This is a genomic window from Streptomyces sp. NPDC020489 (assembly GCF_044386545.1).
Lineage (GTDB): Bacteria > Actinomycetota > Actinomycetes > Streptomycetales > Streptomycetaceae > Streptomyces.
The window spans coordinates 154,476-179,723 of record NZ_JBIRUZ010000004.1 but is presented as its reverse complement, the minus strand read 5'-3'; the positions used below and the strand labels follow the sequence as shown (position 1 = coordinate 179,723).

The 25,248-nt window shown below is 72.3% G+C and carries 25 protein-coding genes; 10 read left to right on the top strand and 15 right to left on the bottom strand.

The genetic code is table 11. From position 1 onward, the window contains the following. Positions 1 to 15 precede the first annotated feature (15 nt). From ACH41F_RS11235 to ACH41F_RS11210, 6 genes are all read right to left on the bottom strand, one after another. On the bottom strand, positions 16 to 1,644 hold the full coding sequence (locus tag ACH41F_RS11235; RefSeq protein ID WP_398834466.1) for a thiamine pyrophosphate-binding protein: 1,629 nt from the start codon (positions 1,642 to 1,644) through the stop codon (positions 16 to 18). Between the two features lie 240 nt (positions 1,645 to 1,884). Next, complete coding sequence (locus ACH41F_RS11230) at positions 1,885 to 4,062, bottom strand: 3-hydroxyacyl-CoA dehydrogenase NAD-binding domain-containing protein (protein ID WP_398834464.1); 2,178 nt, start codon at positions 4,060 to 4,062, stop codon at positions 1,885 to 1,887. A gap of 43 nt (positions 4,063 to 4,105) precedes the next feature. Further along, entirely contained in the window at positions 4,106 to 5,320 is a 1,215-nt protein-coding gene (locus ACH41F_RS11225) for an acetyl-CoA C-acetyltransferase (RefSeq protein WP_391235233.1), read from the bottom strand. A gap of 62 nt (positions 5,321 to 5,382) precedes the next feature. Further along, entirely contained in the window at positions 5,383 to 6,525 is a 1,143-nt protein-coding gene (locus ACH41F_RS11220) for an acyl-CoA dehydrogenase family protein (protein WP_391235235.1), read from the bottom strand. Then, complete coding sequence (locus ACH41F_RS11215; RefSeq protein ID WP_398834461.1) at positions 6,522 to 7,664, bottom strand: CaiB/BaiF CoA transferase family protein; 1,143 nt, start codon at positions 7,662 to 7,664, stop codon at positions 6,522 to 6,524. The genes ACH41F_RS11220 and ACH41F_RS11215 overlap by 4 nt, the downstream gene beginning before the upstream one ends. Before the next feature lie 105 nt (positions 7,665 to 7,769). After that, positions 7,770 to 8,150 (bottom strand): MmcQ/YjbR family DNA-binding protein, encoded by a 381-nt coding sequence (locus ACH41F_RS11210; protein WP_398834459.1) that lies wholly within the window; start codon positions 8,148 to 8,150, stop codon positions 7,770 to 7,772. Between the two features lie 92 nt (positions 8,151 to 8,242). Here ACH41F_RS11210 and ACH41F_RS11205 point away from each other — a divergent pair, with 92 nt between their 5' ends. Further along, complete coding sequence (locus ACH41F_RS11205; RefSeq protein ID WP_398834457.1) at positions 8,243 to 9,421, top strand: saccharopine dehydrogenase family protein; 1,179 nt, start codon at positions 8,243 to 8,245, stop codon at positions 9,419 to 9,421. Position 9,422: 1 nt separating this feature from the next. Here the strand turns inward: ACH41F_RS11205 and mmpA are convergent, their stop codons facing one another. Both mmpA and ACH41F_RS11195 read right to left on the bottom strand, forming a co-directional pair. Further along, entirely contained in the window at positions 9,423 to 9,569 is a 147-nt protein-coding gene (gene mmpA / locus ACH41F_RS11200) for a morphogenic membrane protein MmpA (RefSeq protein WP_391235649.1), read from the bottom strand. A 189-nt stretch (positions 9,570 to 9,758) separates the two neighbouring features. Further along, positions 9,759 to 10,496 (bottom strand): endonuclease V, encoded by a 738-nt coding sequence (locus ACH41F_RS11195; RefSeq protein ID WP_398834455.1) that lies wholly within the window; start codon positions 10,494 to 10,496, stop codon positions 9,759 to 9,761. Positions 10,497 to 10,532: 36 nt separating this feature from the next. Here ACH41F_RS11195 and ACH41F_RS11190 point away from each other — a divergent pair, with 36 nt between their 5' ends. Beyond that, positions 10,533 to 10,829 carry a YciI family protein gene (locus ACH41F_RS11190; protein WP_398834453.1) on the top strand — a complete coding sequence of 99 codons (297 nt, stop codon included), beginning with the start codon at positions 10,533 to 10,535 and terminating at the stop codon, positions 10,827 to 10,829. A gap of 4 nt (positions 10,830 to 10,833) precedes the next feature. Here the strand turns inward: ACH41F_RS11190 and ACH41F_RS11185 are convergent, their stop codons facing one another. After that, entirely contained in the window at positions 10,834 to 11,157 is a 324-nt protein-coding gene (locus tag ACH41F_RS11185) for a plasmid stabilization protein (protein WP_391235246.1), read from the bottom strand. 138 nt (positions 11,158 to 11,295) lie between these two features. Next, the gene (locus tag ACH41F_RS11180) at positions 11,296 to 12,405 is read right to left on the bottom strand and encodes a WD40/YVTN/BNR-like repeat-containing protein (protein ID WP_391235248.1); all 1,110 of its coding nucleotides are present in this window, start codon (positions 12,403 to 12,405) and stop codon (positions 11,296 to 11,298) included. Positions 12,406 to 12,641: 236 nt separating this feature from the next. Here ACH41F_RS11180 and ACH41F_RS11175 point away from each other — a divergent pair, with 236 nt between their 5' ends. Beyond that, positions 12,642 to 13,055, top strand: a complete 414-nt coding sequence (locus tag ACH41F_RS11175; protein WP_391235250.1) for an SsgA family sporulation/cell division regulator — start codon at positions 12,642 to 12,644, stop codon at positions 13,053 to 13,055. Between the two features lie 114 nt (positions 13,056 to 13,169). Here ACH41F_RS11175 and ACH41F_RS11170 read toward each other — a convergent pair whose 3' ends face one another. Together ACH41F_RS11170 and ACH41F_RS11165 are read right to left on the bottom strand one after the other, a co-directional pair. Beyond that, the gene (locus ACH41F_RS11170; protein WP_398834450.1) at positions 13,170 to 13,355 is read right to left on the bottom strand and encodes a hypothetical protein; all 186 of its coding nucleotides are present in this window, start codon (positions 13,353 to 13,355) and stop codon (positions 13,170 to 13,172) included. Continuing rightward, on the bottom strand, positions 13,352 to 14,011 hold the full coding sequence (locus ACH41F_RS11165; RefSeq protein WP_391235254.1) for a GPP34 family phosphoprotein: 660 nt from the start codon (positions 14,009 to 14,011) through the stop codon (positions 13,352 to 13,354). The genes ACH41F_RS11170 and ACH41F_RS11165 overlap by 4 nt, the downstream gene beginning before the upstream one ends. A gap of 367 nt (positions 14,012 to 14,378) precedes the next feature. On the opposite strand from ACH41F_RS11165, the gene ACH41F_RS11160 reads away from it, so the two are divergent. The 5 genes from ACH41F_RS11160 to ACH41F_RS11140 all read left to right on the top strand — a co-directional run bounded on the left by ACH41F_RS11160 (position 14,379) and on the right by ACH41F_RS11140 (position 19,040). Beyond that, positions 14,379 to 16,001, top strand: coding sequence for an ABC-F family ATP-binding cassette domain-containing protein (locus ACH41F_RS11160; protein ID WP_398834448.1), 1,623 nt, complete (start codon positions 14,379 to 14,381; stop codon positions 15,999 to 16,001). A 170-nt stretch (positions 16,002 to 16,171) separates the two neighbouring features. Continuing rightward, on the top strand, positions 16,172 to 16,948 hold the full coding sequence (gene ddaH / locus ACH41F_RS11155) for a dimethylargininase (RefSeq protein ID WP_398834446.1): 777 nt from the start codon (positions 16,172 to 16,174) through the stop codon (positions 16,946 to 16,948). A gap of 215 nt (positions 16,949 to 17,163) precedes the next feature. Beyond that, on the top strand, positions 17,164 to 18,138 hold the full coding sequence (locus ACH41F_RS11150; RefSeq protein WP_391235260.1) for an acyl-ACP desaturase: 975 nt from the start codon (positions 17,164 to 17,166) through the stop codon (positions 18,136 to 18,138). Positions 18,139 to 18,220: 82 nt separating this feature from the next. Further along, entirely contained in the window at positions 18,221 to 18,406 is a 186-nt protein-coding gene (locus ACH41F_RS11145) for a hypothetical protein (RefSeq protein WP_398834444.1), read from the top strand. A gap of 475 nt (positions 18,407 to 18,881) precedes the next feature. Further along, positions 18,882 to 19,040 (top strand): hypothetical protein, encoded by a 159-nt coding sequence (locus tag ACH41F_RS11140; RefSeq protein WP_391235264.1) that lies wholly within the window; start codon positions 18,882 to 18,884, stop codon positions 19,038 to 19,040. A gap of 65 nt (positions 19,041 to 19,105) precedes the next feature. Here the strand turns inward: ACH41F_RS11140 and ACH41F_RS11135 are convergent, their stop codons facing one another. Next, positions 19,106 to 19,390: a WhiB family transcriptional regulator gene (locus ACH41F_RS11135; protein ID WP_391235266.1), complete on the bottom strand. Its 285-nt coding sequence runs from the start codon at positions 19,388 to 19,390 to the stop codon at positions 19,106 to 19,108. Positions 19,391 to 19,593: 203 nt separating this feature from the next. Here ACH41F_RS11135 and ACH41F_RS11130 point away from each other — a divergent pair, with 203 nt between their 5' ends. Next, complete coding sequence (locus ACH41F_RS11130) at positions 19,594 to 20,379, top strand: VOC family protein (RefSeq protein WP_398834441.1); 786 nt, start codon at positions 19,594 to 19,596, stop codon at positions 20,377 to 20,379. A gap of 43 nt (positions 20,380 to 20,422) precedes the next feature. On the opposite strand, the gene ACH41F_RS11125 is transcribed toward ACH41F_RS11130, so the two are convergent. Together ACH41F_RS11125 and ACH41F_RS11120 are read right to left on the bottom strand one after the other, a co-directional pair. After that, positions 20,423 to 21,436: a LacI family DNA-binding transcriptional regulator gene (locus tag ACH41F_RS11125; RefSeq protein WP_398834439.1), complete on the bottom strand. Its 1,014-nt coding sequence runs from the start codon at positions 21,434 to 21,436 to the stop codon at positions 20,423 to 20,425. A 159-nt stretch (positions 21,437 to 21,595) separates the two neighbouring features. Next, complete coding sequence (locus ACH41F_RS11120) at positions 21,596 to 22,570, bottom strand: multicopper oxidase domain-containing protein (protein ID WP_398834437.1); 975 nt, start codon at positions 22,568 to 22,570, stop codon at positions 21,596 to 21,598. Positions 22,571 to 22,759: 189 nt separating this feature from the next. Here ACH41F_RS11120 and ACH41F_RS11115 point away from each other — a divergent pair, with 189 nt between their 5' ends. Beyond that, positions 22,760 to 25,237: a ThuA domain-containing protein gene (locus tag ACH41F_RS11115; RefSeq protein WP_398834435.1), complete on the top strand. Its 2,478-nt coding sequence runs from the start codon at positions 22,760 to 22,762 to the stop codon at positions 25,235 to 25,237. The last annotated feature ends 11 nt before the right edge of the window (positions 25,238 to 25,248 follow it).

Here is a 25,248-nt window from a genome sequence, read left to right as displayed (position 1 = left end):
GCGGTCAGGGGCGGTTCATGGCCGCAGGGGTACGTCGACCAGCAGCGGGCCCGTCAACTCGGCTGCTCCGGAGACCAGTTCGCGCAGGTGCCGGGCGCTGTGCGCACGGACCGCGTCGACGCCGAAGAAGCCGGCCGCGCGGGTGAAGTCCAGCGGGCCCAGTTCGGTTCCCGGGCACCTGCCCCGGCCGCCCATCGCCTCGTAGGTGTCCTGGACCGTGCGGTAGGCGCCGTTGCCCATGACGACGAACAGGACGGGGGCGGACTGCCGGGCGGCGCTCCACAGCCCCTGGAGACCGAACAGGGCGCAGCCGTCGCCGAGTACGGCGACCACGGGGCGCCCGGGTTCGGCGAGGGCACGGCCGACGGCGGCGCCGATCCCCCAGCCGAGCCCGCCGCCGACGGTGTGGGTGTAGCTGCCGGGCCGCTCCAGCCGTACGAGGCGGCGCAGCAACAGGCCCACGGTGATGGCCTCCTCGACGACCGCGGTGCCCGGCGGCAGGCCGTGGGCCACGGCGTGGGCGGCGGCCCACGGGTCCAGTGGGGCCGCGGAGTAGGCGGCGCGGGCGGCGGACTCGGCACGGTCGCGGGCGGTGCCGTGCCGCTCGCCGGCGCGCAGGGTGCGGCTCTTGGCGGTGTGGGCGGGGACGCGTTCGCGCAGGAGTCCGGCGAGGCGGTCGAGGGAGGGTTCGAGGGCGCCGACCAGTCCGGCCTCGGCGGGGAAGTTCCGGCCGATCTCGTCGGCGTCGGAGTCGAGTTGGACGACGGTGAGGCCGGGCGGCAGGGCGGGGCCGGGGGTGTACTGGTGCGGGGTGAAGGCGTGGGCGCCGGCGATGAGCAGCACGTCGTGCGGGGCGAGGGCGGCGCGGATGGCGTCGTGGCGGGGCGGCAGCATCCCGGCGTACAGGGGGTGCGTGGTCGGGAAGTCGAGGCAGTCGGCCATGGGCTGGTGGTGCACGGTCGCGCCGCAGGCCTCCGCCGTACGGACCAGGGCGGCGACCGCGCCCTCGCGGCCGACGCCGTCCCCGGCGACGACGGCGGGGCGGGCGGCGCCGGCGAGCAGGACGGCGGCGTGCTCGATGCCGGGGGCCGGGCCCGGCGGGGGCGTCGGGGTGCGGGCCGGGACCTCGACCTCGGTGTCCTCGGCGAGCAGGTCCGTGGGGACGGACAGGAACACCGGCCCGGCGGGCGGGCGTACGGCGAGGGCGAAGGCCCGGCGCAACGCGAGCGGCAGGTCGTGGGCGTGCTGGATGTCGTAGGCCGCCTTCACGGCGGGGGCCGCGAGGGCGACGAGGTCGCCCGAGAGCATGGGGTCCTGCTGGAGGTGGCGGCGGTCCTGCTGGCCGGCGGTCACCACTAGGGGGGTGCGGGAGCGGCGGGCGTTGAGCAGGCCGAGGAGCGCGTTCGCCAGGCCACCAGCGGCGTGCAGGCTGACGAAGGCGGGCCGGCCGGTGGCGCGGGCGTATCCGTCGGCCATGGCGACGACGGCGCCCTCGTGCACGCCGAGGACGTACTCGGGGGCGCCCTCGGTCTCCGACAGCGCGGCCAGGAAGGGCAGTTCGGTCGTTCCGGGGTTTCCGAAGATCCGGTCCACGCCCTCGTCGCGGAGGATGTCCACCAGGGCGAGGGCGGGGCGCGTTCCCATGAGGGCTCCTCGGCGGGGAGGGGACCGGTTCACAGGCCAGCGTGGGCGTTGCGGACCTGGGGAGCAAGCCCGTGGGAGCGTTCCGGGCTCGGGGAGCCAGCCCGTGGGGGCGTTGCGGACCCGGGAGCAAGCCCGTGGGGGCGTTCCGGGCCCGGGGAGCAAGCCCGTGGCGGCGCCCGGCGGTACGGGGCGGGCGGGGAGGCCTTCGCCCCCGCCGCCCCTGCCCGTACCGGCCCGGCGTCACGCGTCCGCGAACCGCTCCCCCTTCTCCGCCTTCTCCACCAACAGGGCCGGCGGGGTGAACCGGTCCCCGTACCGCTCCGCCAGCTCACGCGCGCGTGCCACGAAGCCCGGCAGGCCGCCCTCGTAGCCGTTGATGTACTGGAGCACGCCACCGGTCCAGCCCGGGAAGCCGATGCCGAAGACGGAGCCGATGTTGGCGTCGGCGACGGACGTCAGGACGCCCTCCTCCAGGAGCTTCACCGTGTCGAGGGCCTCGGAGAAGAGCATGCGCTCCTGCATGTCCCGGAAGGGGATCTGTGCGCCCTCGCGGGTGAAGTGCTCGCGCAGGCCCGGCCAGAGGCGCGTGCGCCTGCCGCTGTCGTCGTAGTCGTAGAAGCCCGCTCCCCCGCTGCGGCCGGTGCGGCCGAACTCGTCGACCATGCGGTCGATGACGGCCTCCGCGGGGTGCGTGGGCCACACCCCGCCCGCCTCCTCGACGGCCCGCTTGGACTCGTTGCGGATCTTGCGCGGGAGGGTGAGGGTCAACTCGTCCATCAGGGACAGGACCTTGGCGGGGTAGCCCGCCTGCGCCGCCGCCTGCTCGACGGACGCGGGCTCGATGCCCTCGCCGACCATCGCGACGCCCTCGTTGATGAAGTGGCCGATCACGCGGGAGGTGAAGAAGCCGCGGGAGTCGTTGACGACGATCGGGGTCTTCTTGATCTGGCGGACCAGGTCGAAGGCGCGGGCCAGCGCCTCGTCGCCGGTGCGCTCGCCCTTGATGATCTCCACCAGCGGCATCTTGTCGACCGGCGAGAAGAAGTGCAGCCCGATGAAGTCGGCCTGCCGCTCCACGCCCTCGGCGAGCACGGTGATCGGCAGGGTGGAGGTGTTGGAGCACAGCAGCGCGTCCGGCTCGACGAGGTGCTGGATCTCCTGGAACACCTTGTGCTTGAGCTCCGGGTTCTCGAAGACGGCCTCGATCACCGCGTCGCAGCCCGCCACGTCGGCGGGGTCGGCCGTCGGCCGGATGAGGGCCAGCAGGGCGTCCGCCTTCTCCTGGGTCGTACGGCCCCGGCTCACCGCCTTCGCGCACAGCTTCTCGGAGTACGCCTTGCCCTGGGCCGCCGCCTGCTCCGACACGTCCTTCAGGACCACCTCGATGCCCGCGCGGGCGCACGCGTAGGCGATGCCCGCGCCCATCATCCCGGCGCCGAGGACGGCCACCTTGCGCACCGGCCGCGGTGCGATGCCCTGGGGGCGGTTGGCGCCGGAGTTGACGGCCTGGAGGTCGAAGAAGAACGCCTGGATCATGTTCTTCGAGATCTGGCCTGCCGCGAGTTCGACGAAGTAGCGCGCCTCGATGACCTGCGCGGTCTCGAAGTCGACCTGGGCGCCCTCGACCGCCGCGGCGAGGATGTTGCGGGGGGCCGGGTAGGGCGCGCCGTTGGTCTGCTTGCGCAGGGTGGCCGGGAAGGCGGGCAGGTTGGCGGCGAACTTGGGGTTCGCCGGGGTGCCGCCGGGGATGCGGTAGCCGGGCCTGTCCCAGGGCTGCTGCGACTCGGGGTTGGCCTCGATGAAGGCGCGGGCCTTGGCGAGGAGCTCGTCCTGGGTGGCGGCGACCTCGTGGATCAGGCCGTTGTCGAGGGCGCGTCGCGGGGAGTACTGGGTGCCCTGGAGGAGGACCTTCAGCAGGGCGTCGGCGATGCCGAGGAGGCGGACCGTGCGGGCCACACCGCCGCCGCCCGGCAGCAGGCCGAGCGTGACCTCGGGGCAGCCGATCTTGGAGCCGGGGGCGTCCAGGGCGACGCGGTGGTGGCAGGCGAGGGCGATCTCGTAACCGCCGCCCAGGGCCGCGCCGTTCATCGCCGCGACGACCGGCTTGCCGAGGGTCTCGATGCGGCGGAGGTCGCGCTTGATGGCCATGCCGCCGTCGAACAGCTCCTGCGCGGTCTCCGGGGTCACCCGGATGAGGTCGCGCAGGTCGCCGCCCGCGAAGAAGGTCTTCTTGGCGGAGGTGATGATGACGCCGCGGATGGAGTCCTTCTCGGCCTCCAGGCGGTCGGTGACGTGCGCGAGGGACTCGCGGAACGCCTGGTTCATGGTGTTCGCGGACTGATGGGGGTCGTCGAGGACGAGCGTGACGACGCCCTCGCGGTCCTGCTCCCAGCGGATGGTCGTGGACTGAGTGCTCATGTGGAGGTGCTCCGTGTGATCCGTCGTGTCCGTCGGGAGGGGGTCAGATGCGCTCGACGATGGTGGCGATGCCCATGCCGCCGCCGACGCAGAGGGTGGCTAGGCCGTAGCGTTTGTCCTGGCGCTCGAGTTCGTCGACGAGCGTGCCGAGGATCATGGCGCCGGTCGCGCCGAGCGGGTGGCCGAGCGCGATCGCGCCGCCGTTGACGTTGACCTTGTCCAGGGACAGGCCCATGTCCTTCACGAAGCGCAGGACCACGGCCGCGAAGGCCTCGTTGATCTCCACCAGGTCGATGTCGTCGATCGACAACCCGGCCTTGGCGAGGGCCTTGCGGGTCGCGGGCGCGGGGCCGGTGAGCATGATGGTCGGCTCGGAGCCGGAGACGGCGGCGGAAACGATCCGCGCGCGCGGGGTGAGGCCGTAGCGCTCGCCGACCTCGCGCGAGCCGATGGCCACCAGCGAGGCGCCGTCGACGATGCCGGAGGAGTTGCCCGCGTGGTGGACGTGGTCGATCTTCTCGACCCAGTGGTACGTCTGGAGTGCCACGGCGTCGAAGCCGCCCAGGTCGCCGATGTCCGCGAAGGACGGCTTGAGCCTGGCCAGCGACTCCGCCGTGGTCCCCGGGCGCAGGTGCTCGTCGTGGTCGAGGACGACGAGGCCCGCCCGGTCCCTGACGGGGACGACGGACCGGTCGAAGCGACCCTCCTTCCAGGCCGTCGCCGCGCGCTCCTGGGACAGCGCCGCGTACTCGTCGACGTCCCGGCGGGAGAAGCCCTCGATGGTGGCGATGAGGTCGGCGCCGATGCCCTGGGGCACGAAGTTGACCGCCAGGTTGGTCATCGGGTCGTTGAACCAGGCCCCGCCGTCCGAGGCCATCGGCACGCGGGACATGGACTCCACGCCGCCCGCGAGGACGAGGTCCTCCCAGCCGGAACGGACCTTGGCGGCGGCCATGTTGACGGCCTCCAGACCCGAGGCACAGAAGCGGTTCTCCTGGACGCCCGCGACCGTGTCCGGCAGTCCGGCGGCCACGGCGGCGATCCGGGCGATGTCGGAGCCCTGGTCGCCGACGGGGCCGACCACGCCGAGCACGATGTCGTCGATGGCCGCCGGGTCCAGGCCGGGGAAGCGGTCGCGGATCTCGTGGATGAGTCCGACGACCAGGTCGATGGGCTTGGTGCCGTGCAGGGCGCCGTTCGCCTTGCCGCGGCCGCGCGGGGTGCGGATCGCGTCGTACACGTACGCTTCGGTGCTCACAAAGACGCCTTTCAACGAGGGTGGGCCGAGCGGGAAGAGCCTTTGGCCGGGCGGGAGTGCCTTCAGCCGAGCAGGGAACGCCCGATGATCTCCTTCATGATCTCGGTCGTCCCGCCGTAGATGGTCTGGATACGGCCGTCGGTGAAGGCCCGGGCGACGGGGTACTCGCTCATGTAGCCGTAGCCGCCGTGCAGTTGCAGGCACCGGTCGGCGACCCGCTTCTGGAGTTCGGTCGCCCACCACTTGGCCATGGAGGCGTGGACCGCGTCGAGCTCACCCTTCGAGTGATCCTCGATGCAGCGGTCGAGGAACGTGCGGGTGACGGCGCACTCGGTGGCCATCTCCGCCACCTCGAAGCGGATGTGCTGCTTGGTGGCCAGCGGCCGGCCGAACGCCTCGCGCTCCTTGACGTACTCCGTGGTGATCTCCAGCAGGTGCTCGGCGGCGGCGATCGCGGAGACGGCGATGCTCAGCCGCTCCTGGGCGAGGTTCGTCATGAGGTGGACGAACGCCCCGTTCAGCTCGCCGAGCAGGTTCTCCTTGGGCACGCGCACGTCGTGGAAGAACAGCTCGGCGGTGTCCTGCGCCTTCTGGCCGATCTTCTCGAGGTTGCGGCCCCGTTCGAAGCCGTCCATGCCGCGCTCGACGACGAGCAGCGACAGGCCGCGCGCGCCGCCCTCGGGGGTGGTCCTGGCGACCACGACCACCAGGTCGGCGAGGATCCCGTTGGAGATGAACGTCTTGGACCCGTTGAGCACCCAGTGGTCGCCGCGGTCCTCGGCGTGGGTGCGGATGCCCTGGAGGTCGGACCCGGCGCCGGGCTCGGTCATGGCGATGGCCGTGATCAGGGTGCCGTCGCAGAACCCGGGCAGCCAGCGCCGCTTCTGCTCCTCGCTGGCCAGGCCGGTCAGATACGGGCCGATGATGTCGTTGTGCAGCCCCAGGGCGAGTCCGGGCGTCCCCGCGCGCGTGAACTCCTCGGCGAGGACGGCGCTGTAGCGGAAGTCGGCGGTGCCGCCGCCCCCGTACTCCTCGTCCACGGCGAGCCCGAGCAGCCCCTGCTTGCCGGCCGCCCGCCAGGCGTCGCGGGAGACGATGCCGTCCTTCTCCCAGCTCTCGTAGTACGGCAGCACCTCCCTGGCCAGGAAGGCGCGGACCGTCTCGCGGAACGCGTCGTGCTCGGGGGCGAAGATCTGCCGCTTCATGGGGTGTCGAGGCCCTTCAGGAGGTCGGGTACGTCCCAGTCGCGCGCCACGTCGGCGGTGCCGGTGCCGGGCCGTGCGGGTCCGGTGCGCACGCTCGTCGGGGTCGCGGAGAAACGCGGGGCGGGCGCGGGCTGGGTGAGGCCGTCGTGGTCGGTGAAGGTGCCGCGGGCGGCGAGGTGCGGGTGGTGCGGTGCCTCGCGCAGGGACAGCACGGGGGCCACGCAGGCGTCCGTGCCGTCGAAGAGGGCCGTCCACTCGTCCCGCGTACGGGACCTGAAGCGGGCGGCGACGGCCTCGCGCAGCTCGCCCCAGCGGGTCCAGTCCGTGCGGGCGTCGGCGTGCTCGGCGAGGTCGAGGAGGCGGGTGAACTCGGCGTAGAACTGCGGCTCCAGCGGGCCGACCGCCATGTACCGCCCGTCGGCCGTCTCGTAGGTGCCGTAGTACGGGCAGCCGCCGTCCAGGAGGTTGGCGCCGCGCCGGTCGTGCCAGCCGCCGGCGGCCAGCATGCCGTGGATCATCGCCGAGAGGTGGGCGGTGCCGTCGACGATGGCGGCGTCGACGACCTGGCCGGTGCCGGTGGCGCGCGCGTGGTGCAGGGCGGCGAGGACACCGACGACGAGGTAGAGGGAGCCGCCCGCGTAGTCGCCGAGGAGGTTGGCGGGGGCGGGCGGGGGCTCGCCGGGGCTGCCGATCATGCCGAGGGTGCCGGTGACGGCGATGTACGCGATGTCGTGGCCGGCGCGCGGGGCGAGCGGGCCGTCCTGGCCCCAGCCGGTCATCCGGCCGTAGACGAGCCGCGGGTTGCGGGCGTGGCAGGTCTCGGGGCCGATGCCGAGCCGCTCGGCGACGCCGGGGCGGAAGCCCTCGACGAGGATGTCCGCGCGGGCGGCGAGGTCGAGGACGCGGGCGGGGCCGTCCGGGGCCTTCAGGTCGACGACCACGGAGCGCTTGTTGCGGTTGGTGATGTCGTGCTCGGCCGTGATGGCGAGCCCGGGACCGCCGGGCCGGTCCACGCGCACCACGTCGGCGCCGAGGTCGGCCAGGAGCATGGCGGCGAACGGGCCCGGCCCGATACCGGCCAGCTCCAGTACGCGCACGCCGGTGAGCGGGCCCTGCCCCGGCGTCGTCGCCGTCGTCATCCAGCCCCCTTGGCGTGACACAACTGATGTAACACCAGTGATGCTAAGAACACGTTCCACTGGATTCAAGACCTGGGCGAGCAAGCGCTTGGACAATCATCGCGCTCACCGTCCGTCCAGCTCCGCTGTCAGCCGTCTGGGCGCGATCACGCGGTAGCTCTCCTCCACCCACTCGCACAGCAGCCCGGCGGCCGGGGCGCCCGCCTCCGCCAGCGGCACGCGCACCCAGCCGGCCTTGCCCAGGCCGTACCCGGCGGGCTCGGCACCCGGGCAGCTCAGCGCGTGGGCGTGCGCCTCGTCGCCCTTGAGCTTGACCGTGAGGCCCAGCGGCCAGGTGCCGTCGGCGACCCCGAGGAAGACGAACACCTTCTTGTCGACCTTGGCGACGGACTCGCCCCAGGGGAACTCCTCCACGGCACCCGGCATCGCGAGCGCGAAGGCACGCACCTTTTCCCATTTCTTCAGGGCATTCCTGGGCACGGCCACCGCGCACCTCCGACCTCGTCGTCCCGGCACCGCACCCCTCACGCTAGCCTCGGCCACCGACAACGGCGCGTGGTGCGGAACCGAGGGGTGTCATGAGCAGGCTGAACAGGGCGGACCGTCCGTACGACATCGTGCTTTTCGGAGCCACCGGGTTCGTGGGGACCCTCACCGCGGAGTACCTGGCCGCGCACGCCCCCGAGGGACTGCGCTGGGCGATCGCCGGGCGGAGCGAGGACAAGCTCCGGGCGCTGCGGGAGCGGCTGCCGGGCGGTGCCGAGGTCGGGGTGCTGCGCGCGGACGTGTCCGACCCGGCCTCGCTGCGGACGCTCGCCGAGCACGCGCGCGTGGTGGCCACGACGGTGGGCCCCTATGTGACGTACGGCGAGGAGCTGGTCGCGGCCTGCGCGGAGCACGGGACGGACTATCTCGACCTCACCGGTGAGCCGGAGTTCGTGGACCGGATGTACGTCCGGCACGACGCACGCGCGCGGGAGACCGGGGCACGGCTGGTGCACGCCTGCGGCTTCGACTCGGTGCCGCACGACCTGGGCGTGTACTTCACCGTGCGGCAGCTGCCGGAGGGCGTCCCGCTCACGGTCGACGGGTACGTGACGGCGGACGCCACCTTCTCGGGCGGCACGTTCGCCTCGGCGCTGAACCAGTTCGCGCGCGGTCGGCAGATGATCGCCGCCGCACGGGACCGCGCGCGGCACGAACCGCGGCTGGTGGGACGGCGGGCCTCCACCCCGAACGGTGCCCCGCGGTTCGCCGGGGAGGTCGGCGCCTGGGCCCTGCCGCTGCCGACCATCGACGCGCAGATCGTGGGGCGTTCGGCCCGGGCGCTGGAACGTTTCGGCCCCGACTTCCGCTACCGCCACTACGCGGCCGTACGCCGGCTGCCGATGGCCGTGGGCGGGGTCGCGGCGGTGGGCGCGCTGTTCGCGGCGGCTCAACTGCCGCCCGCGCGGCGCTGGTTGTCCGACCGGCTCAAGCCCGGGGACGGTCCGAGCGCCGAGAAGCGCGCGAAGAGCTGGTTCTCGGTGCGCTTCGTGGGCGAGGGCGGCGGCCGCCAGGTGTTCACCGAGGTGTCGGGCGGCGACCCGGGCTACGACGAGACGGCGAAGATCCTCGCCGAGGCGGCACTTTCCCTGGCCCTCGACGACCTCCCGCCGACCTCCGGCCAGGTCACCACGGCGGTGGCCATGGGCGACGCGCTGACCGAGCGGCTCACGCGCGCGGGGATCGTCTTCCGGGTGGCCAGGAGCCGCTGACCTACAGCGGCCAGGTGGCGACCGTGTAGATCATCCCGCAGATCCAGCCGAGCCCGGCCAGCACGGCGAGCACCAGCGCGGCCGTCACCGCGCGCTCGACCGGCCGGTCGGGGTCGGCGAGCGGCTTCGGGGAGCGGTGCCTGGGCATACGGTGCGTCGTCATGCGGCCCAGCCTGCCGATCGGGACGGCGCACCCGCATCCGTACAGATACTCAGTTCGCGTACTCAGCCATCCAGCACGGCGTCCACGCGCCCGCGCCCTTCGGGGTCGCCGGCGGTGGCCAGGTGGGCGAGAGGGGCGATCCGCCAGCCGGCGGGGTGGTCGAACCGTGTGCCCTCAGCTCGGCTCGGAATCCGCCGCCGCCCGTTCCGCCCGCGGGTTGCGGGCCGCTGTCGCCTCCTTCAGTGCCGCCCGGCACAGCGCGTCGGCTCGGCGGGTGGTCTCCGGGAGGCGGTAACGGGGGGTCGACGCCAGGGTGTGGGCGCAGGCGTTGTCGAGGCTCACGCGGTGGCCGACGGAGACGAAGACCGGCTTGACGGCCTCCCTGGTGCGCAGGGCGCGGCCGACCTCCTCGGTACCCGCGAGGAGCGGGGCGGCGCTGCCGCGCGCGGCGCCGGGGTCGTCGTAGGTGAAGGTGAAGGGGTTCTTGGCGACGCCGATCGTCGGGAGGCCGGTGAGGACGCCGAGGTGGCTCGCGAGACCGAAGCGGCGGGGGTGGGCGAGGCCGTAGCCGTCGCAGACGACCAGCCCCGGCGGGCACGGCAGGGACTCCAGGGCTGCCATGACCGTGGGGATCTCCCGGAAGGCGAGCAGGCCGGGGACGTACGGGAAGGAGATCCGGCCGACCGCCGTGGCCTCGGCGACGACGTCGAGGGTCGCCGCGTCCAGGACGACGGCCGCGGCCGCCACGACGTCCCGCTCGTCGTCGTACGCCACGTCCACCCCGGTCAGGTGCCCGGTGCCGGGCGGCGGGCCCGGCTCGTCGAGCACCACCTTCGTGCGCAACTCGTCCTGGAGGGCGCGGGCCTGTTGCTCGTCCGCGGGCCAGCCCACGGGAATTCTCACGGTCGTCATGGTGGGACGAGCGTACGTCGGCGTAGGCTCGCGATCATGTTCGTACTGGAGCTGACCTACACCGCCCCGCTCGACCAGGTCGACGCCACCCTGGAAGCGCATGTGGCGTGGCTCGACGCCCGGTACGAAGAGGGGGTGTTCCTCGCTTCCGGCCGCAAGCACCCCCGCGACGGAGGGGTGATACTCGCCGTCGCGGAGGACCGCGCGCGGGTCGAGGCGATCGCGGCGACCGACCCGTTCGTGACGGCGGGCGTCTGCGCCTACCGCATCACCGAGTTCGCGGCCACGAAGACCGCGCCGGAGCTCGAGCGGTACCGCGAGACGCCCTCCTGAGGCGTCACTTGCCGAGCGCCCGCTGCAACTGGCTCTTGTTCATGTCCGAACGGCCGCTGATGTTGCGGCGCTTGGCCTCCGCGTAGAGCTGGTCGTAGGTCGGGCCGCCGGAGCCCTTGCCGGACCGCTGGCCGCCCCTCTTGCCGGACGACATGTCCTCGGTGGAGCTGCGACTGGCGGTCTTGGACTCGCCGGAGCGGGCGCGTTCCTTGTTGACCGTGCGGGCGGCGATCTCCTCCGCGCGCTTCTTGCTCTCACCCCGGTCCTGGGCGCTCTCCTTGATGTGCTCGTACTGGCGTTCCCTCTTCGGGCTCGAACCGCGTGGCATAGGGGTTCCTCCTTCCGCGCTCGGCGGCCGGGTACCCACATTCCGAGCCGGCTCTCCCCCGCGGGCCGGTCCGGATCCAGATCACCGGCGGCGGGGGCGATGGCCTGGACCCGGGGACGGAGGCGTGGCGCTCCCGGATCAGGGCTCCAGGCGGGCCACGCGGCCCTTCTCGCCGGCCGCCCAGCAGCCGAGGTCCGGGGTGCAGTCCACGGTGTCGTACGAGCCCGTGTCGACGGTGTGCCAGGTGCGTCCGGCGTCCGTCGTCAGGTCGGTGCCGGTGGGACCGACCGCGAGGGCCGCGGTGCGGCTGTGCGGGAGCCAGGCGACGCCCGAGCGGTAGGCGGGCGGGGGCGTGGCGGCGAGCCCCCAGCTGCGGCCGCCGTCACGGGTCACGGCGCCCGCGTTCGGGGAGGCCTGGTCGGGGCGGTAGTCGCCGCCGACGGCGAGACCGTGCGTGCGGTCGCGGAAGGCGAGCGCGAAGACGCCCCTGGCGGGGTCGCCCGCCGGGATCGGTGTGTCGGTGGCGGTCCAGGTCAGGCCGCGGTCCGAGGAGTGCAGCACGCGTGCGCGTGCCGCTCCGCCGGTGGCCAGCCAGACGTCCTTCGGGCCGGAGCTGACCAGGCACTGGCCACTGGCCGCGAACCCGGCCTCGCCCTCCTGCGCGGCCGGCATGCCCCGGTCGGGCAGAACCTTCCAGGAGCGGCCCCCGTCGCTCGTCGACAGGATGCGGAACCTGCCGTCCACCGGGTCGCTCATCGCCAGCCCGTGGCGGCGGTCGAAGAAGGTGAGGCAGTCGTAGAAGGCGCGGGCGTCGGTGTTGCGGAAGGACTCGGTCCAGGTGGCCCCGCCGTCGTCGGTCCGGTAGACCCGGGACGCCTCGCCCTCGCCGATCGCCAGGACCACGGCCCGCCGTGCGTCGAACGCCTCGACGTCCCGGAACTGGAGTTCACCGGCGCCGGGCGGCGAGACGTTCCGCCAGGTCGCGCCCGCGTCCGTGGTCCGCAGGACGGTGCCCCGGGTGCCCGCGACCCAGGCGGTGGTCCGGCTGACGGCCGCCAGCCCGCGGAACCGCACGTCCGGGGTCCCGCTGTCCTTGAGCTCCCAGTGCGGCGCCCGGTGCGGCTGCCCTGCCTGTGCCGGTACGGCCGTCAGCGCGGCCAGCGCCGCCGCGCAGGCCACCCCCGCGGCGACCCGCCTGCCGGTACGTCCCCTGTGCCCCGTGCGTCGCGTGCTCCCCAAGCGCCTCATGGCGGGCGAAGCTAGCCCACGCGCCCGTGCCCGTCCAGACCGCCCTCACGTGGGGCGGTGCTCGCCGCACGTGCCCCGTGGGCCACGGGAGGTGGTCTGCGCCACGTGCGCGCATGAAAAACGGTGACCGAGGTCACTCGCCTTTCGTGTACACGGATTGGCCGATTCCGTCGTCTCTTCCAGTGCCCGCCTCTTCCGCCCGGAAGTCAGTCCAGCCGCCACAAGGGAGCAACGCGTTGTCCACTGTCATCGAGCAGCCCGTTGAGGCCCGCCTCGTCGCCGCCGCGCCGCGGATGCCGAGCATTCCCGCCACGCTGCACTACGACCGGCGCGATCCCTTCGCCGTCCGCATGACCTTCCCGGCCCCGGCCACCCTGGAGGGCGTGGACGTCTGCTGGACCTTCGCGCGGGAGCTTCTCACCGCGGGTCTGGAGACCGCCGAGGGCCACGGCGACGTGCGGGTGCGGCCGTACGGGTACGACCGCACCGTCCTGGAGTTCCACGCCCCCGAGGGCACCGCCGTGGTGCACGTCCGCTCGGGAGAGGTTCGGCGGTTCCTGGAGGCCACGGCGGACCTGGTGCCGGTGGGGCTGGAGCACCTCCAGCTCGACCTGGACCAGCAGCTGGCGGAGCTGATGCGGGACGCGTAGCGCTCCCCGCGGGGCCTCGGAGGCGGTTCGGCGGGTGGCGCGTACGGCGCCCAGCAGTTACGGCGTGCGGCAGCGTCGTGGCCGGTCGCGCGGGTCCTACCGTCCCTGGATGGCTCAGCTTGCCGCCCTCAGCGACTCGTCGAGCCTGCCGTGGTCGAGGCCGTCCTTCAGCTCCTCGTACGTTCCCGCCCCCGACAGCTCCCGTGCGGCGCGGTGGACCAGTGCGTGCGCTGCCCGGACGACGCCCGAACCGGCGCTCACGCGCGCGACGCCGAGCGCGGCCAGTTCCGGGACCGTCACGCCCCCGCGGGCGCCTCCACCGTCGCAAGCGCCGCGCACAGCTCCGGTACGACCTTCCGCAGCACCGGCGCCGCCGTCCCGCTGCTCTCGGTCAGCTCCGTCAGGCGTTCCTTGTACCGGCCGCACGCCCCGCGGGAGACCAGGGTGCGCAGTTCCGCGGCGGTCGCGAGGACCGTGACGGCCGCGTCCCGGTCGGAGACGTCGGTGGCGCGCACGGGCCCGGTCAGGACCTGGCGGGCCTCCTCGCGCAGCACCTCGACGACCGCGACCCGCTCGACGGCGTACTCCACGGTCGGGAAGAGGCCCAGGGCGCGCCGCTTCTCCGCGCGCAGGTAGCCCTCGGCGGCCAGCTGCTCCCGTACGGCTTCGAACGTCACGCGCGCGTGCAGGGGCACCCAGCTGCGCCACCGGTGCGGGCGGGACTCGCGGACGAGTTCCAGGAGGCCGTCGAGGACGGTGTCCCCGACGCGGGAGTCCAGGTCGACGGGGGTGGCGATGCCGTCGTCGTCGACGAGCAGCCCGTGCCGGGCCAGCTCGGTGAGGGCGCCGGCCCGCACCAGGTGGTGGAGGTGGGTGGTGTCGGCCAGCTCGTTCCTCGTGGTGTCCCACGCCAGCAGGTAGAGCCGGGCCGGCAGCGACAGCGAGCCGATGGGCACGGGGCCTCCTTCGGGGCGGTGCGGACGGGCGCCACGCTATTTCGTTGACAGCCCACGCGCCCCCTCGTACGGTGTATGACGGTTCTGTTGCCGTCGATCGGAGAAGGACGTTGCTCGTCTGAGGTCCTGAGACACCGCGTCACCGCACACGTCACGTGTGGGTGCGCTGCGTGCGACCTCGGCGTCCGAGCCGTCCTCCGGTGCAGGGCTCTTCTCATGCCCACGGATCCCGCTCGCGGATCCTGTCCATGGGCCCCGCCCTTGGATCCCGCTCACGGATCTCGCTCACGGAGCCTCGCCTCTCCCTGGTCGCAGGTGTCTCGATACGCGTGTGCCCCCAGCCGCATCGAGCAACCGCGAGGCCCGTATGTCTACTTCCCTCACCTGCACGTCCCTGTCCTTCACCTGGCCCGACGGCACCCCCGTCTTCGAAGGCCTGGACGTGGCCTTCGGTCCGGGCCGCACCGGCCTCGTCGGTGCCAACGGGTCCGGCAAGTCCACCCTGTTGAAACTCATCGCCGGTGAACTCGCCCCGGCCGACGGCGCCGTGCGCGTCGCGGGCGAGGTGGGCTACCTCCCGCAGAACGTCACCCTCGACACCGGCCTCAGGGTCGACGAGGCGCTCGGCATCGCGGCCCGGCGCGCCGCGCTGCACGCCATCGAGGCGGGCGACGTCGCCGAGGAGCACTTCGAGACCGTCGGCGACGACTGGGACGTGGAGGAGCGCGCCCTGGCCACGCTCGGCGAACTCGGCCTCGGCGACATCGGCCTGGACCGCACCATCGGCGAGGTGTCGGGCGGCGAGTCGGTACTGCTGCGGCTGGCCGCGCTGCTGCTGCGCCGCCCGGACGTGCTGCTGCTGGACGAGCCGACCAACAACCTGGACCTGTACGCCCGCAGGCGGCTGTACGCCGCCGTCGCGTCCTGGCCCGGGGTCATGGTCGTGGTCAGCCACGACCGCGAACTGCTGGACCTGGTCGACCAGATCGCCGATCTGCACGCCGGGGAGGTCACCTGGTACGGCGGGAACTTCTCCGCGTACGAGGAGGCGCTCGCCGTCGAACAGGAGGCGGCGGAAAGGATGGTGCGGGTCGCCGAGGCGGACCTGAAGAAACAGAAGCGCGAACTGGTGGACGCCCAGGTCAAGTTGGCGCGTCGCAAGCGGTACGGGCAGAAGATGTGGGACCAGAAGCGGGAGCCGAAGATCGTCATGGGGGCGCGCAAGCGCGCGGCGCAGGAGTCCGCGGGCAAGCACCGCATCATGCACGAGGAGCGGCTCGCCGAGGCCAGGGAACGGCTCGACGACGCGGTGGAGGCCGTACGGGACGACGACGAGATCCGTGTCGACCTGCCGCACACGGCCGTGCCACCGGGCCGTGAAATCCTCACGCTGATGGACCTGGAGCTGGCGTACGGCGCCCGTGTGGGCGGCGGTTTCGACCTGCGCGGTCCGGAGCGGATCGCGTTGACCGGGCGCAACGGCGCGGGCAAGACGACGCTGCTGCGGACGATCGCCGGGGAGCTGGCGCCGGTGGCGGGCGAGGCGCGGGCCCATGTGCCGCTGCGTTTCCTGCCGCAGCGGCTGGACGTGCTCGACGACGAGCTGTCGGTGGCCGAGAACGTGGCCCGGTTCGCGCCGGGCGCCACCAACAACCGGATCCGGGCCCGTCTCGCCCGCTTCCTGTTCCGGGGTGCCCGGGCCGACCAGAAGGCGGCGACGCTGTCCGGCGGCGAACGCTTCCGGGCGGCGCTGGCGGCGCTGATGCTGGCCGAGCCCGCGCCGCAGCTGCTGATGCTCGACGAGCCGACGAACAACCTCGACATGGCGAGCGTCCGCCAGCTGACCACGGCGCTGGAGTCGTACGAGGGGGCGCTGATCGTGGCCAGCCACGACCTGCCGTTCCTGGAGTCGATCGGCATCACCCGCTGGCTGCTGCTGGACGGGGAGCTGCGGGAGACCACGCCGCAGGCCCTCGTCGATCCCGCCTAGAGCCGGGCCGGGCCGCGTGTCCCCGCGCGGCCCGGCCCGGTTACCGGCGCGTATCTCAGGAGGGCCACAGCCTGGCGACGGGGGTTTTGTGTGCGCGGGCCCGCCCTGCATGATGGCGGCCGGTGCCGCTTTTCCGGGGCGCCGTCCCTGCCGCCGTTACGGAGTTCCTCGTGCCCAGCAAGAAGGCCCTCGTCCGCCGCCCGAGCCCGCGCCTCGCCGAAGGCCTGGTGACGCACATCGAGCGCGAGAAGATCGACGTCGATCTCGCGCTCGAGCAGTGGGAGGCGTATGTCGAGACCCTGCGTGCGCACGGCTGGGAGACCGTCGAGGTGGAACCGGCCGACGACTGCCCGGACGCCGTGTTCGTCGAGGACACGGTCGTCATGTACAAGAACGTCGCCCTGATCACGCGGCCGGGCGCCGAGCCCCGGCGCCCGGAGACCGCCGGGGTCGAGGAGGCGGTGGCCTCCCTCGGCTGCTCGGTCAACTGGGTCTGGGAGCCGGGGACGCTGGACGGCGGCGATGTGCTGAAGGTCGGTGACACGATCTACGTCGGCCGGGGCGGCCGTACCAACGCGGCCGGCGTCCAGCAGCTGCGGGCGGCCTTCGAGCCGCTCGGGGCGCGGGTCGTCGCCGTGCCGGTGAGCAAGGTGCTGCATCTGAAGTCGGCGGTCACGGCCCTGCCCGACGGGACGGTGATCGGGCACATCCCGAAGGTGGACCGGCCCTCGCTCTTCCCGCGCTTCCTGTCGGTGCCCGAGGAGGCCGGTGGCCATGTGGTGCTGCTCGGCGGGCACCAGCTGCTGATCTCGGCGAGCGCGCCGAGGACCACGGAACTGCTCGCCGATCTCGGACACGAGCCGGTCGTCGTCGACATCAGCGAGTTCGAGAAGCTCGAGGGCTGTGTGACATGTCTCTCGGTCCGGATGCGGGAGCTGTACGCCTGACCGAGTGAACGGGACCCGCCCAGGCCCCGGGACCTGCGGGTCCTGGGGCTTTGTCGTATGCCCGGCAAGATGGCCTGATCTGCGATCTTTACTCCGCACTTAACCTACGGTCTCGTAACCTACGGATTCGTAGCCTACGCTTTCGTAAGTTCCCGGTAGCCCGGCACCCGCTCGCCGGTTCGTTCCGCCCTGTTATGCGTCCCCCTGGAGTTTCCGTGACGATCACCACCCCTCACCTCGGCAGCCCTTCCGTCTGGACCGACGCCAAGCTGCTGTACGCCCTGGAGGAAGTGGTCGAGACCGAGCTGAACCGGCATCTGAAGGTCGCCAAGGACTGGATGCCCCACGAGTACGTCCCGTGGTCGGACGGCCGCAACTTCCCGGGCTTCTTCGAGGACGGCGAGGCCTGGGACAAGGAACAGTCCAAGGTCACCGAGATCGGCCGCATCGCACTCGTCGTGAACCTCCTCACCGAGGACAACCTCCCCAGCTACCACCACGAGATCGCCTCGCTCTTCGGCCGCGACGGCGCCTGGGGCACCTGGGTGCACCGCTGGACCGCCGAGGAGGGCCGCCACGGCATCGTGATGCGCGACTACCTCCTGGCCTCCCGCGCGGTGGACCCGGACAAACTGGAAGCGTTCCGCATGGCCCACATGAGCGAGGGCTTCGAGTCGGACAACCGGCACTCGATGCTCCACTCGGTCGCCTACGTCGCCTTCCAGGAGCTCGCGACCCGCATCTCGCACCGCAACACCGGCCACCAGTCCGGCGACCCGGTCTGCGACCGCATGCTGGCGCGCATCGCGACCGACGAGAACCTGCACATGGTCTTCTACCGGAACCTGCTCAAGGCCGCCTTCGAACTCGCCCCCGACCTCACCATGCAGGCGGTGCGCGACGTGGTCGTGAACTTCCGGATGCCCGGCCACGGCATGCCCGGCTTCGAGCGCTTCGCCGCCCAGATGGCGATCGGCGAGGTCTACAACATGCGCATCCACCACGACGACGTCCTCCAGCCCGTCCTGCGCCACCTGCGCGTCCTGGAGATCGACGGCCTGGGCCCCGAGGGTCTGCAAGCCCAGGAGGAACTGGGCATGTTCATGAGCGGCCTGGACGCCGAGGCCCTCAAGTTCGACGAGAAGCTCGCGGCACGCAAGGCGCGGATGGCGGCCCGCGCGGCGGGCTGACGGCACCGACGAGCACGAGAGCCGGCCCGCGCGGAGCGAATCTCCGGTGCGGGCCGGCTCCGGCCTGCCGCATCATGCGGCCATGCGGCAGCACAGCAGGGCACACCAGGCGGCCGGCTTCCTGCTCGGCCTGATCGACGGGGAGAGCGCCGAGCGGATCCGGGCCCGGACGGGACTGCCGGCGCCCGAGCGCCCCGAGACCACCGCGGAACGGCTGCGGCGGACGTGGACCTGGGCGAGACGACTGCCGGCCTCCACGGCCCTGTGAATCCTCGAGAACGACGATCCGCACCTGAACGCCGCCGTCTGGACGCACAGCCTGACCGACCCCGGACTGCGCAGGGCCGTCGCGCGCGGTGTGCCGTTCGGCCCCGGTCGCACCGGAACCCTCACGGTCGACCGCGCCCTCCGCGGACAGGAACCCGACGTCCCCGAGGCCTACGTCCGTCACGGCCTCGTCGGCGCGCTGCGCGAGGTCCGCTCCATGAAGACCGGACGTGCCGCCGCGTCCATGGTGCTGACGCGGGACGACTGGCGCACCGTCGGCGCGGCGGACGCCGAGCGGGCGCTGCCCGGGTACGCACGCTGGGCACTGTCCGTACGCCCGGACTGCCCGCCCTCGGTGCGGGCGAGATTCGTCCGGGACCACCTGGGCGACCGCGAGGACGCGTGGGCGGTTCCGGTCCAGCTGACGAACGGTCGGCTACCGGCTCGCCGGCGACCCGGCGCCCCGGACGGTGACCGTGGACATCACGGAGGCGCCGGAGGGTGTGCGGTTCGTCCACCCCTGCCGGTTCGGCGCGGTGCGGTCGGCCGAGGCGAACGGCCGGGAGCTCCCCGTGACCGGCCAGGACGTGCGGGTGCCGGCGGGGACGTGGCGGTTCAGCGTGACGTACGCGTGATCAGCATGGCCGAAAGGGATCAACGGGTGGCCCGACGAGAGATCGACGGGTGACCGGAGGAGGGGTCAACGGGGCGTGCGCCTGATCTCCAGGCGTTCCTTCTCCGACAGGCCGCCCCAGACGCCGAAGCGTTCGTCGTTGTCGAGGGCGTACTCCAGGCAGGCGGAGCGGATCGGGCACAGACCGCAGATCCGCTTCGCCTCCCGTACGGAGCTGCCCGGCTCCGGGAAGAAGAAGTCACCGCCGGTCTGCGCGCACAACGCCTCGTCCTGCCAGTCGAGGCCGGGCGGCGTGATCGTTTCGATGAGCATGCCGAGGATCGTGCCGGGCGGCGAAAAACGTTCGATCAACGCGGGATCAACGCCACGTTCAGGGGCCTCCGGCCACCCTGATGCTCCTGCGCGGCACGGCGTGGCGCACGGCGGCGCGCGGCATCGGGGGAAAACTGGGAGAGGCTTGACGGTCACGGAAGGTCACTGCCCGGGGCGATTGTCAGTGGGCGGTGCGAGACTCGGCACTACAGGCAACGGGACCCCGATGAGGAGGGGCAGCGATGCTCACGACCCGTTATGTCACCGGCGCTCCGAACTGGATCGATCTCGGCACCCCCGACATCGACGGCGCCGCGTCCTTCTACGGCGCCCTCTTCGGCTGGCGGTTCCGGCCCGGGCCGCCCGAGGTCGGCGGCTACGGGTTCTTCGAGCTGGACGGCAGAACCGCCGCGGCCGGCATGCAGACCACCCCGGAGCAGGGCCCGCCGTCGTGGACGGTGTACTTCCAGACCGCGGACGCGGACGCCACGGCCAAGGCCGCCGAGCAGGCGCACGGCGCGGTGCTGGCGCAGCCGATGGACGTCATGGACCAGGGCCGCATGGCCATCCTCGCCGACAAGGCGGGCGTCTCCTTCGGCATCTGGCAGCCCGGCCGCAACAAGGGCCTCGACGTCGTCCAGGAACCCGGCTCGCTGTGCTGGCTGGAGCTCTACACCCCGGACCAGCCCGCCGCCGCGTTCTTCTACAACGCCGTCCTCGGCCTGGAGACCTTCGGCGTCGACTTCCCCGGCGGCACCTACACCACGCTCAACCCGGCGGGCACCTCCGAGGACGGGATGTTCGGCGGCCTGATCCCCCTGGCCGAGTCCGCCGAGGAGAGCGAGCCGTACTGGCTGCCGTACTTCGAGGTCTCCGACACGGAGGCGGTCGCCGCGAAGGCGGCGGAACTCGGCGGCACCGTCCGCATGCCCGCCACGGACATCGAGGGCGTCGGCAGCGTGGCCCGCCTGGCCGACCCGTACGGGGCCAGGTTCGCGGTGATCAAGAGCGCGCCGATGGAAGGGTGACGAGGGCCGGCAGGAGCCGCGCGGAGGGGGACCGCCGGCCGGTCTAGGCCGAGGCCCGGCGTACCAGCGTCGTCGGCAGTATCACCCCCGACGACGCCTCCCCCGCCCCGCCCAGCAGCAGCCGTGCCATCAGCCGCCCCATCTCCTCGATGTCCTGGCGGATGGTCGTCAGGGGCGGGTCGGTCTGTTCCGCGATCGGGAGCATGTCGTCGAAGCCGATGACGGCGACGTCCTCCGGGACCCGGCGGCCCCGCTCGCGCAGCACCCGCAGCGCGCCGGTGGCGGTGAGGTCGTTCGCGGCGAACACGGCGTCGATGTCCGGGCACCGCTCGAGCAGCTCCCGCATCGCCCGCTCCCCACCGCCCGGGGTGAAGTCCCCCTCGACGACCAGCCCCGGGTCGGTGTCCCCCAGGACGTCCCGGAACCCCTCCAGCCGGTCCACCGCCGACGTCTGGTCCAGGGCGCCGGTGATGTGCGCGACGCGCGTGCGGCCGAGGCCCACGAGGTGGCGTACGGCCTCCCGCGCCCCGCCCCGGTTGTCGCTGTCGACGTACACGACGTCGCTCCCGGTGCCGCCGTTCCAGCCGGGCCGCCCGCCGAACACGGTCGGGATGCCGGCGCCCTGGATCAGGCCGGGCAGCGGATCGTCCAGGTGGAGGGAGAAGACGAGCGCCCCGTCGACATGGCCCCCGGCGAGATACCGGCCCACCCGGGCGTGGTCGTCGCGGCCCTCCGTGAGCAGCAGGACCAGCTGGTTGTCGTGGGCCGTCAACTCCTTGCTGATGCCCCTGAGTTGCAGTGCGAAGAACGGGTCGGCGAAGACCCGGCTCTCCGGTTCGGCGACCACCACGGCGATCGCGTCGTGCCGGCGCGTCACCAGGCTGCGGGCCGCCTGGTTGGGCACGTACCCCAGCTCCTCCACCGCCCGCCGGACCCGCTCGACGAGCGGCTCCCGCACCCCGTCACCGCCGTTCACCACCCGGGACACGGTGGCCCGCGAGACCCCGGCCCGCTCGGCCACGGCCTCCAGCGTGGGACGCGGTGCTGTCTCGGTCACTTCGGGGCCCTCCTCGCGGTTGCGGATCAGGATAGCCCTGGCCGACCGCGGGTGAGAGCGCTCTCCGGCGCCGGGAACGAGCCTGCGCGGCGGACGGGAGCGGCGTGCGCACCGCCGTGTGACGCCGCGAACGCCCGGGGCCCCGGCCGACCCCGCCCGTCAGTGGCCGTGCCGGTGCTCGTGCGGCTCGTACCCCGGGATCGTCCCGTCCGCCTTCTTCACCAGGAACAGGCCCACCATCCCCATGTCGGAGTGGGACTGGACATGGCAGTGGTACATCCACGCGCCCGCCCCGACCCCCTCCCCCGCGATCACCTGGAAGCCGAAGGAGTCCGCCGGGCCCACGATCTTGTTGTCGATGACCTGACTCGGGTCGTCGGGGCCGGTGAGCATGCCGGTGCGGTTGTCGGCCCAGCGGTGTCCGTGCATGTGGAAGGTGTGGTAGTACTCGCCGTGCGTGATCATCACGAACTCGACGCGATCACCCACCGTGGCCTCGAAGTCGGGGCCGGAGTGCGCCGGCTTGTTGTTGATGAGCATGTCGTTGAAGACGATCGTGTGGGTCGCGTCCGGCAGGACGTCGCCTTTGCGGCGGACGATCACCGGGCCGTACAGGCCCTTGCGGATACCGGTCGTGCCGTGCTCGGTGCCCACCACGTGGTCGTGGTAGTGCCAGTAGCCGGCGCTGCCCGCCCGCCAGGTGCCGTCCTTGCGGCGGCCCGGGGCGTGGGTGCGCCAGGTGTAGGTGCGGGTGCCGCCGGGCTCCACGTCGCTCTTGTTCAACGCGGTTCCGTCGCTGGTGATCTCGTAGTCCAGGCCGTGGACGTGCAGGCTCGCCCTGACGTCCATGGTGTTCTCGAACTCGATGTGCAGCGTGTCGCCCTCGTTGAGCTCGATGAGCGGGCCGGGGATCGTCGCGGCGCCCTTCTCGAAGCCGTAGCCCATCTGCCCGTCGGCGAGTTTCTCGGCGTACAGCTTGATGCGTCTCACCTCGCCCCCGGCCGGCGCGGTCCGCGCCGCACCGTCGGCGCTCGCCGCGTCCGGCGCCAGCGACAACGATGTCGCCGCGGCGCCGGTGCCGACCACCGCCGCGCCGCCGAGCAGCACCCGTCGGTTGAAACCGCGTCTGTCCATGCGGAACTCCCCACCCTGATAAGGAATTTGCGGAGGCGTACCTGTGATGAACCTGTGAGACGGTACCGGCGCTTCCGCTGTTTATCCACACTCAGGACAAAGTTGGCCCCAACTCGGTCATAGCTATTGGCGAGGTGCGCAAAGAGGTCTAGTTTCCATCGCGCTGTCGCTGTGACCGAGGAGGTGCCCATGCACTTACGAGGGTTGAGCACGAGGAGACGGGTCGGCGTGGCGGGTGTGACCGCCGGGGTCGTCGTCGCCGGACTGCTGGCGGGTCCCGCCGCCAGCGCGCGTCCGGCCCCGGAACCACCCCTGACAACGATGTCCATCAAGTCGCCTCCGGGCGGCGCGAACGTACGCGTGCTGCTCTTCCACGGCTCCGCCGCCGGGGAGGAGTCGCCGGTGGTCGACGCGGGCATCGCGGCGATCGAGACGATCGGTCTGACGGGCCCCGCCGAGCAGCGGTTCCGGACCGAGGCCACCGATGACGCCTCGGTGTTCACCGACGAGACGAAGCTCGGCCGCTACAACGCGATCGTCTTCCTGACCGGCGGCGGTGACGTCCTCGACCCGGAGCAGGAGGCCGGTCTGGAGGCCTACATGGAGGCCGGCGGCGGATTCGTCGGCATCCATGACGCCGCCCGCGCGGAGCCGTACTCGGACTGGTTCACCGGTCTCGTCGGCGCCCGCCCCGCAGCCGGCGGCCCAACGGCCGTGCAGCGAGCCGTCGTCGAGGTCGGGGACCGCCGCCATCCGGCCACGAAGGACCTGCCGGTGCAGTGGAAGCGACCCGATCAGTGGTTCAACTGGGCCAAGAACCCGTCCGGCGAGGTGCACACCGTCGCCCGGGTCCGCGAGTCGTCGTACCAGCCGGGTACCGGAGGGAACGGCTGGGACCACCCGGTGAGTTGGTGCCGAGACTACGACGGCGGCCGCTCCTTCTACACCGGCATGGGCGGCACGGTGTCGTCGTACGACGAGAGCGACTTCCGCGCGCATCTGCGCGGCGCCCTGATGTGGACCACCCGGCTGGCGCAGGCCGACTGCAAGGCGACCATCACCGGCAACTACAAGGCGGAGCGCCTCACCCAGCCCAACCAGCCGGGCCAGAACGACCAGATCGGCGAGCCGCACGGCCTGGTCGCCGCGCCCGACGGACGGGTGCTCTACATCGGCCGCGGCGGCGCGGACTCCTCGCGGCCCGTCGTGACCGACTGGAACAACCCCGACATCGGCAAGGGCAGGGGCGAGGTCCACGTCTACGACCCGAGGACCAAGAAGGTCACCCTGGCGGGGGCGTTGACGGTCTTCGGCAACAAGGGCGGCGGCGACGAGCTCGTGAAGGTCGAGGAAGGGCTCCTCGGCATCGAGCTCGATCCGCGGTTCGAGGAGAACGGGTGGGTGTACCTGCACTACACCCCGCACTCCCGGATCAACCGCGACACCCGCATGGCCGAGCGGCGGGTCTCCCGCTTCACGCTCGACCTCGCCACGAACAAGCTGGATCTGGGCAGCGAGAAGGTGCTGCTCGCGTGGCCGGTGCAGATCCACAGTTGCTGCCACGCGGGCGGCGGGATGGCCTGGGACTCCAAGGGCAACCTGTACATCGCGACCGGTGACAACAACTCAAGCGGCTTCAGCGGTGGTTACTCGGGCAACAACCCGGAGCCGAACTTCAAGGGCGTCTCCTTCGCCGACGCGCGCCGCACCGCCGGCAACACCAACAACCTCAACGGCAAGATCCTGCGCATCCATCCGGAGCCGGACGGGACGTACACCCTTCCCGCCGGGAACCTCTTCACCGGCCAGGAGACCGACGAGGGCGGCGGGAAGACCCGCGGCGAGATCTATGTGATGGGGGTCCGGAACCCGGCCCGCATCTTCGTCGACCGCACGACCGACATCCTGTACGCCGGCTGGGTCGGCCCGGACGCCTCGGCGCCCTCGACCACCTGGGGCCCGGCGAAGTACGACACGTTCGCCGTCATCACCAAGGCGAGCAACCGAGGTTGGCCGTACTGCATGGGCAACAAGCAGCCCTACCGCGACCGCAACCTGCCCGATCCGACGAAACCGCTGGGCTGGTACGACTGCGACCACCCGAAGAACGAGTCCCCGAACAACGACGGGCTCGTCAACCTCCCGCCGGTCACCGGCAACAACATCTGGTACTCGCCCCAGGGCGGCGCACCGGACTTCCCGCGTGACGCGGACGGCATCCCCTCCTACAAGCAGGAGGAGTCCACGTATCTGCTGCCGTGGCTGAAGGGCGGCGGTCAGGCCGCGATGAACGGCCCGGTCTACCGCTACGACGCGGCGAGCGCGGGTGCGACCGCCTGGCCCGCCTACTGGGACGGGAAGTGGTTCGTCGGTGACTTCTACGACGCCGACCAGCCGCGCAACGCGGTCATCACCGACCCCAAGACGCACGGGGAGGGCGGCCTGCCGGTGCACTCGGAGTCGCTGAAGAAGATCGTGCCGATCGGCAACGACGGCATCAAGAACCTCATGGACTGGAAGTTCGGTCCGGACGGCTCGCTGTACGTCCTCGACTACGGCCGCGGGTTCTTCACCTCGGACGCCAAGTCGGCCCTGTGGCGGGTCACTTACACGGGCGGCGGCGCCACTCCGGCCGCCGACCGGCTGGCGAGGGGGGCTGCCCAGTGAGACAGCGACGA

Coding starts and splice junctions, on each gene's coding strand:
- ACH41F_RS11180 (WP_391235248.1), bottom strand. CDS start 12,405: ATGAGGCGCTTGGGGAGCACGCGACGCACGGGGCACAGGGGACGTACC.
- ACH41F_RS11195 (WP_398834455.1), bottom strand. CDS start 10,496: ATGACGACCGTGAGAATTCCCGTGGGCTGGCCCGCGGACGAGCAACAG.
- ACH41F_RS11215 (WP_398834461.1), bottom strand. CDS start 7,664: ATGACGACGGCGACGACGCCGGGGCAGGGCCCGCTCACCGGCGTGCGC.
- ACH41F_RS11235 (WP_398834466.1), bottom strand. CDS start 1,644: ATGGGAACGCGCCCCGCCCTCGCCCTGGTGGACATCCTCCGCGACGAG.
- mmpA (WP_391235649.1), bottom strand. CDS start 9,569: ATGCCCAGGCACCGCTCCCCGAAGCCGCTCGCCGACCCCGACCGGCCG.
- ACH41F_RS11230 (WP_398834464.1), bottom strand. CDS start 4,062: ATGAGCACTCAGTCCACGACCATCCGCTGGGAGCAGGACCGCGAGGGC.
- ACH41F_RS11130 (WP_398834441.1), top strand. CDS start 19,594: ATGCTCACGACCCGTTATGTCACCGGCGCTCCGAACTGGATCGATCTC.
- ACH41F_RS11160 (WP_398834448.1), top strand. CDS start 14,379: ATGTCTACTTCCCTCACCTGCACGTCCCTGTCCTTCACCTGGCCCGAC.
- ACH41F_RS11145 (WP_398834444.1), top strand. CDS start 18,221: ATGCGGCAGCACAGCAGGGCACACCAGGCGGCCGGCTTCCTGCTCGGC.
- ACH41F_RS11115 (WP_398834435.1), top strand. CDS start 22,760: ATGCACTTACGAGGGTTGAGCACGAGGAGACGGGTCGGCGTGGCGGGT.
- ACH41F_RS11185 (WP_391235246.1), bottom strand. CDS start 11,157: ATGCCACGCGGTTCGAGCCCGAAGAGGGAACGCCAGTACGAGCACATC.
- ACH41F_RS11120 (WP_398834437.1), bottom strand. CDS start 22,570: ATGGACAGACGCGGTTTCAACCGACGGGTGCTGCTCGGCGGCGCGGCG.
- ACH41F_RS11190 (WP_398834453.1), top strand. CDS start 10,533: ATGTTCGTACTGGAGCTGACCTACACCGCCCCGCTCGACCAGGTCGAC.
- ACH41F_RS11220 (WP_391235235.1), bottom strand. CDS start 6,525: ATGAAGCGGCAGATCTTCGCCCCCGAGCACGACGCGTTCCGCGAGACG.
- ACH41F_RS11205 (WP_398834457.1), top strand. CDS start 8,243: ATGAGCAGGCTGAACAGGGCGGACCGTCCGTACGACATCGTGCTTTTC.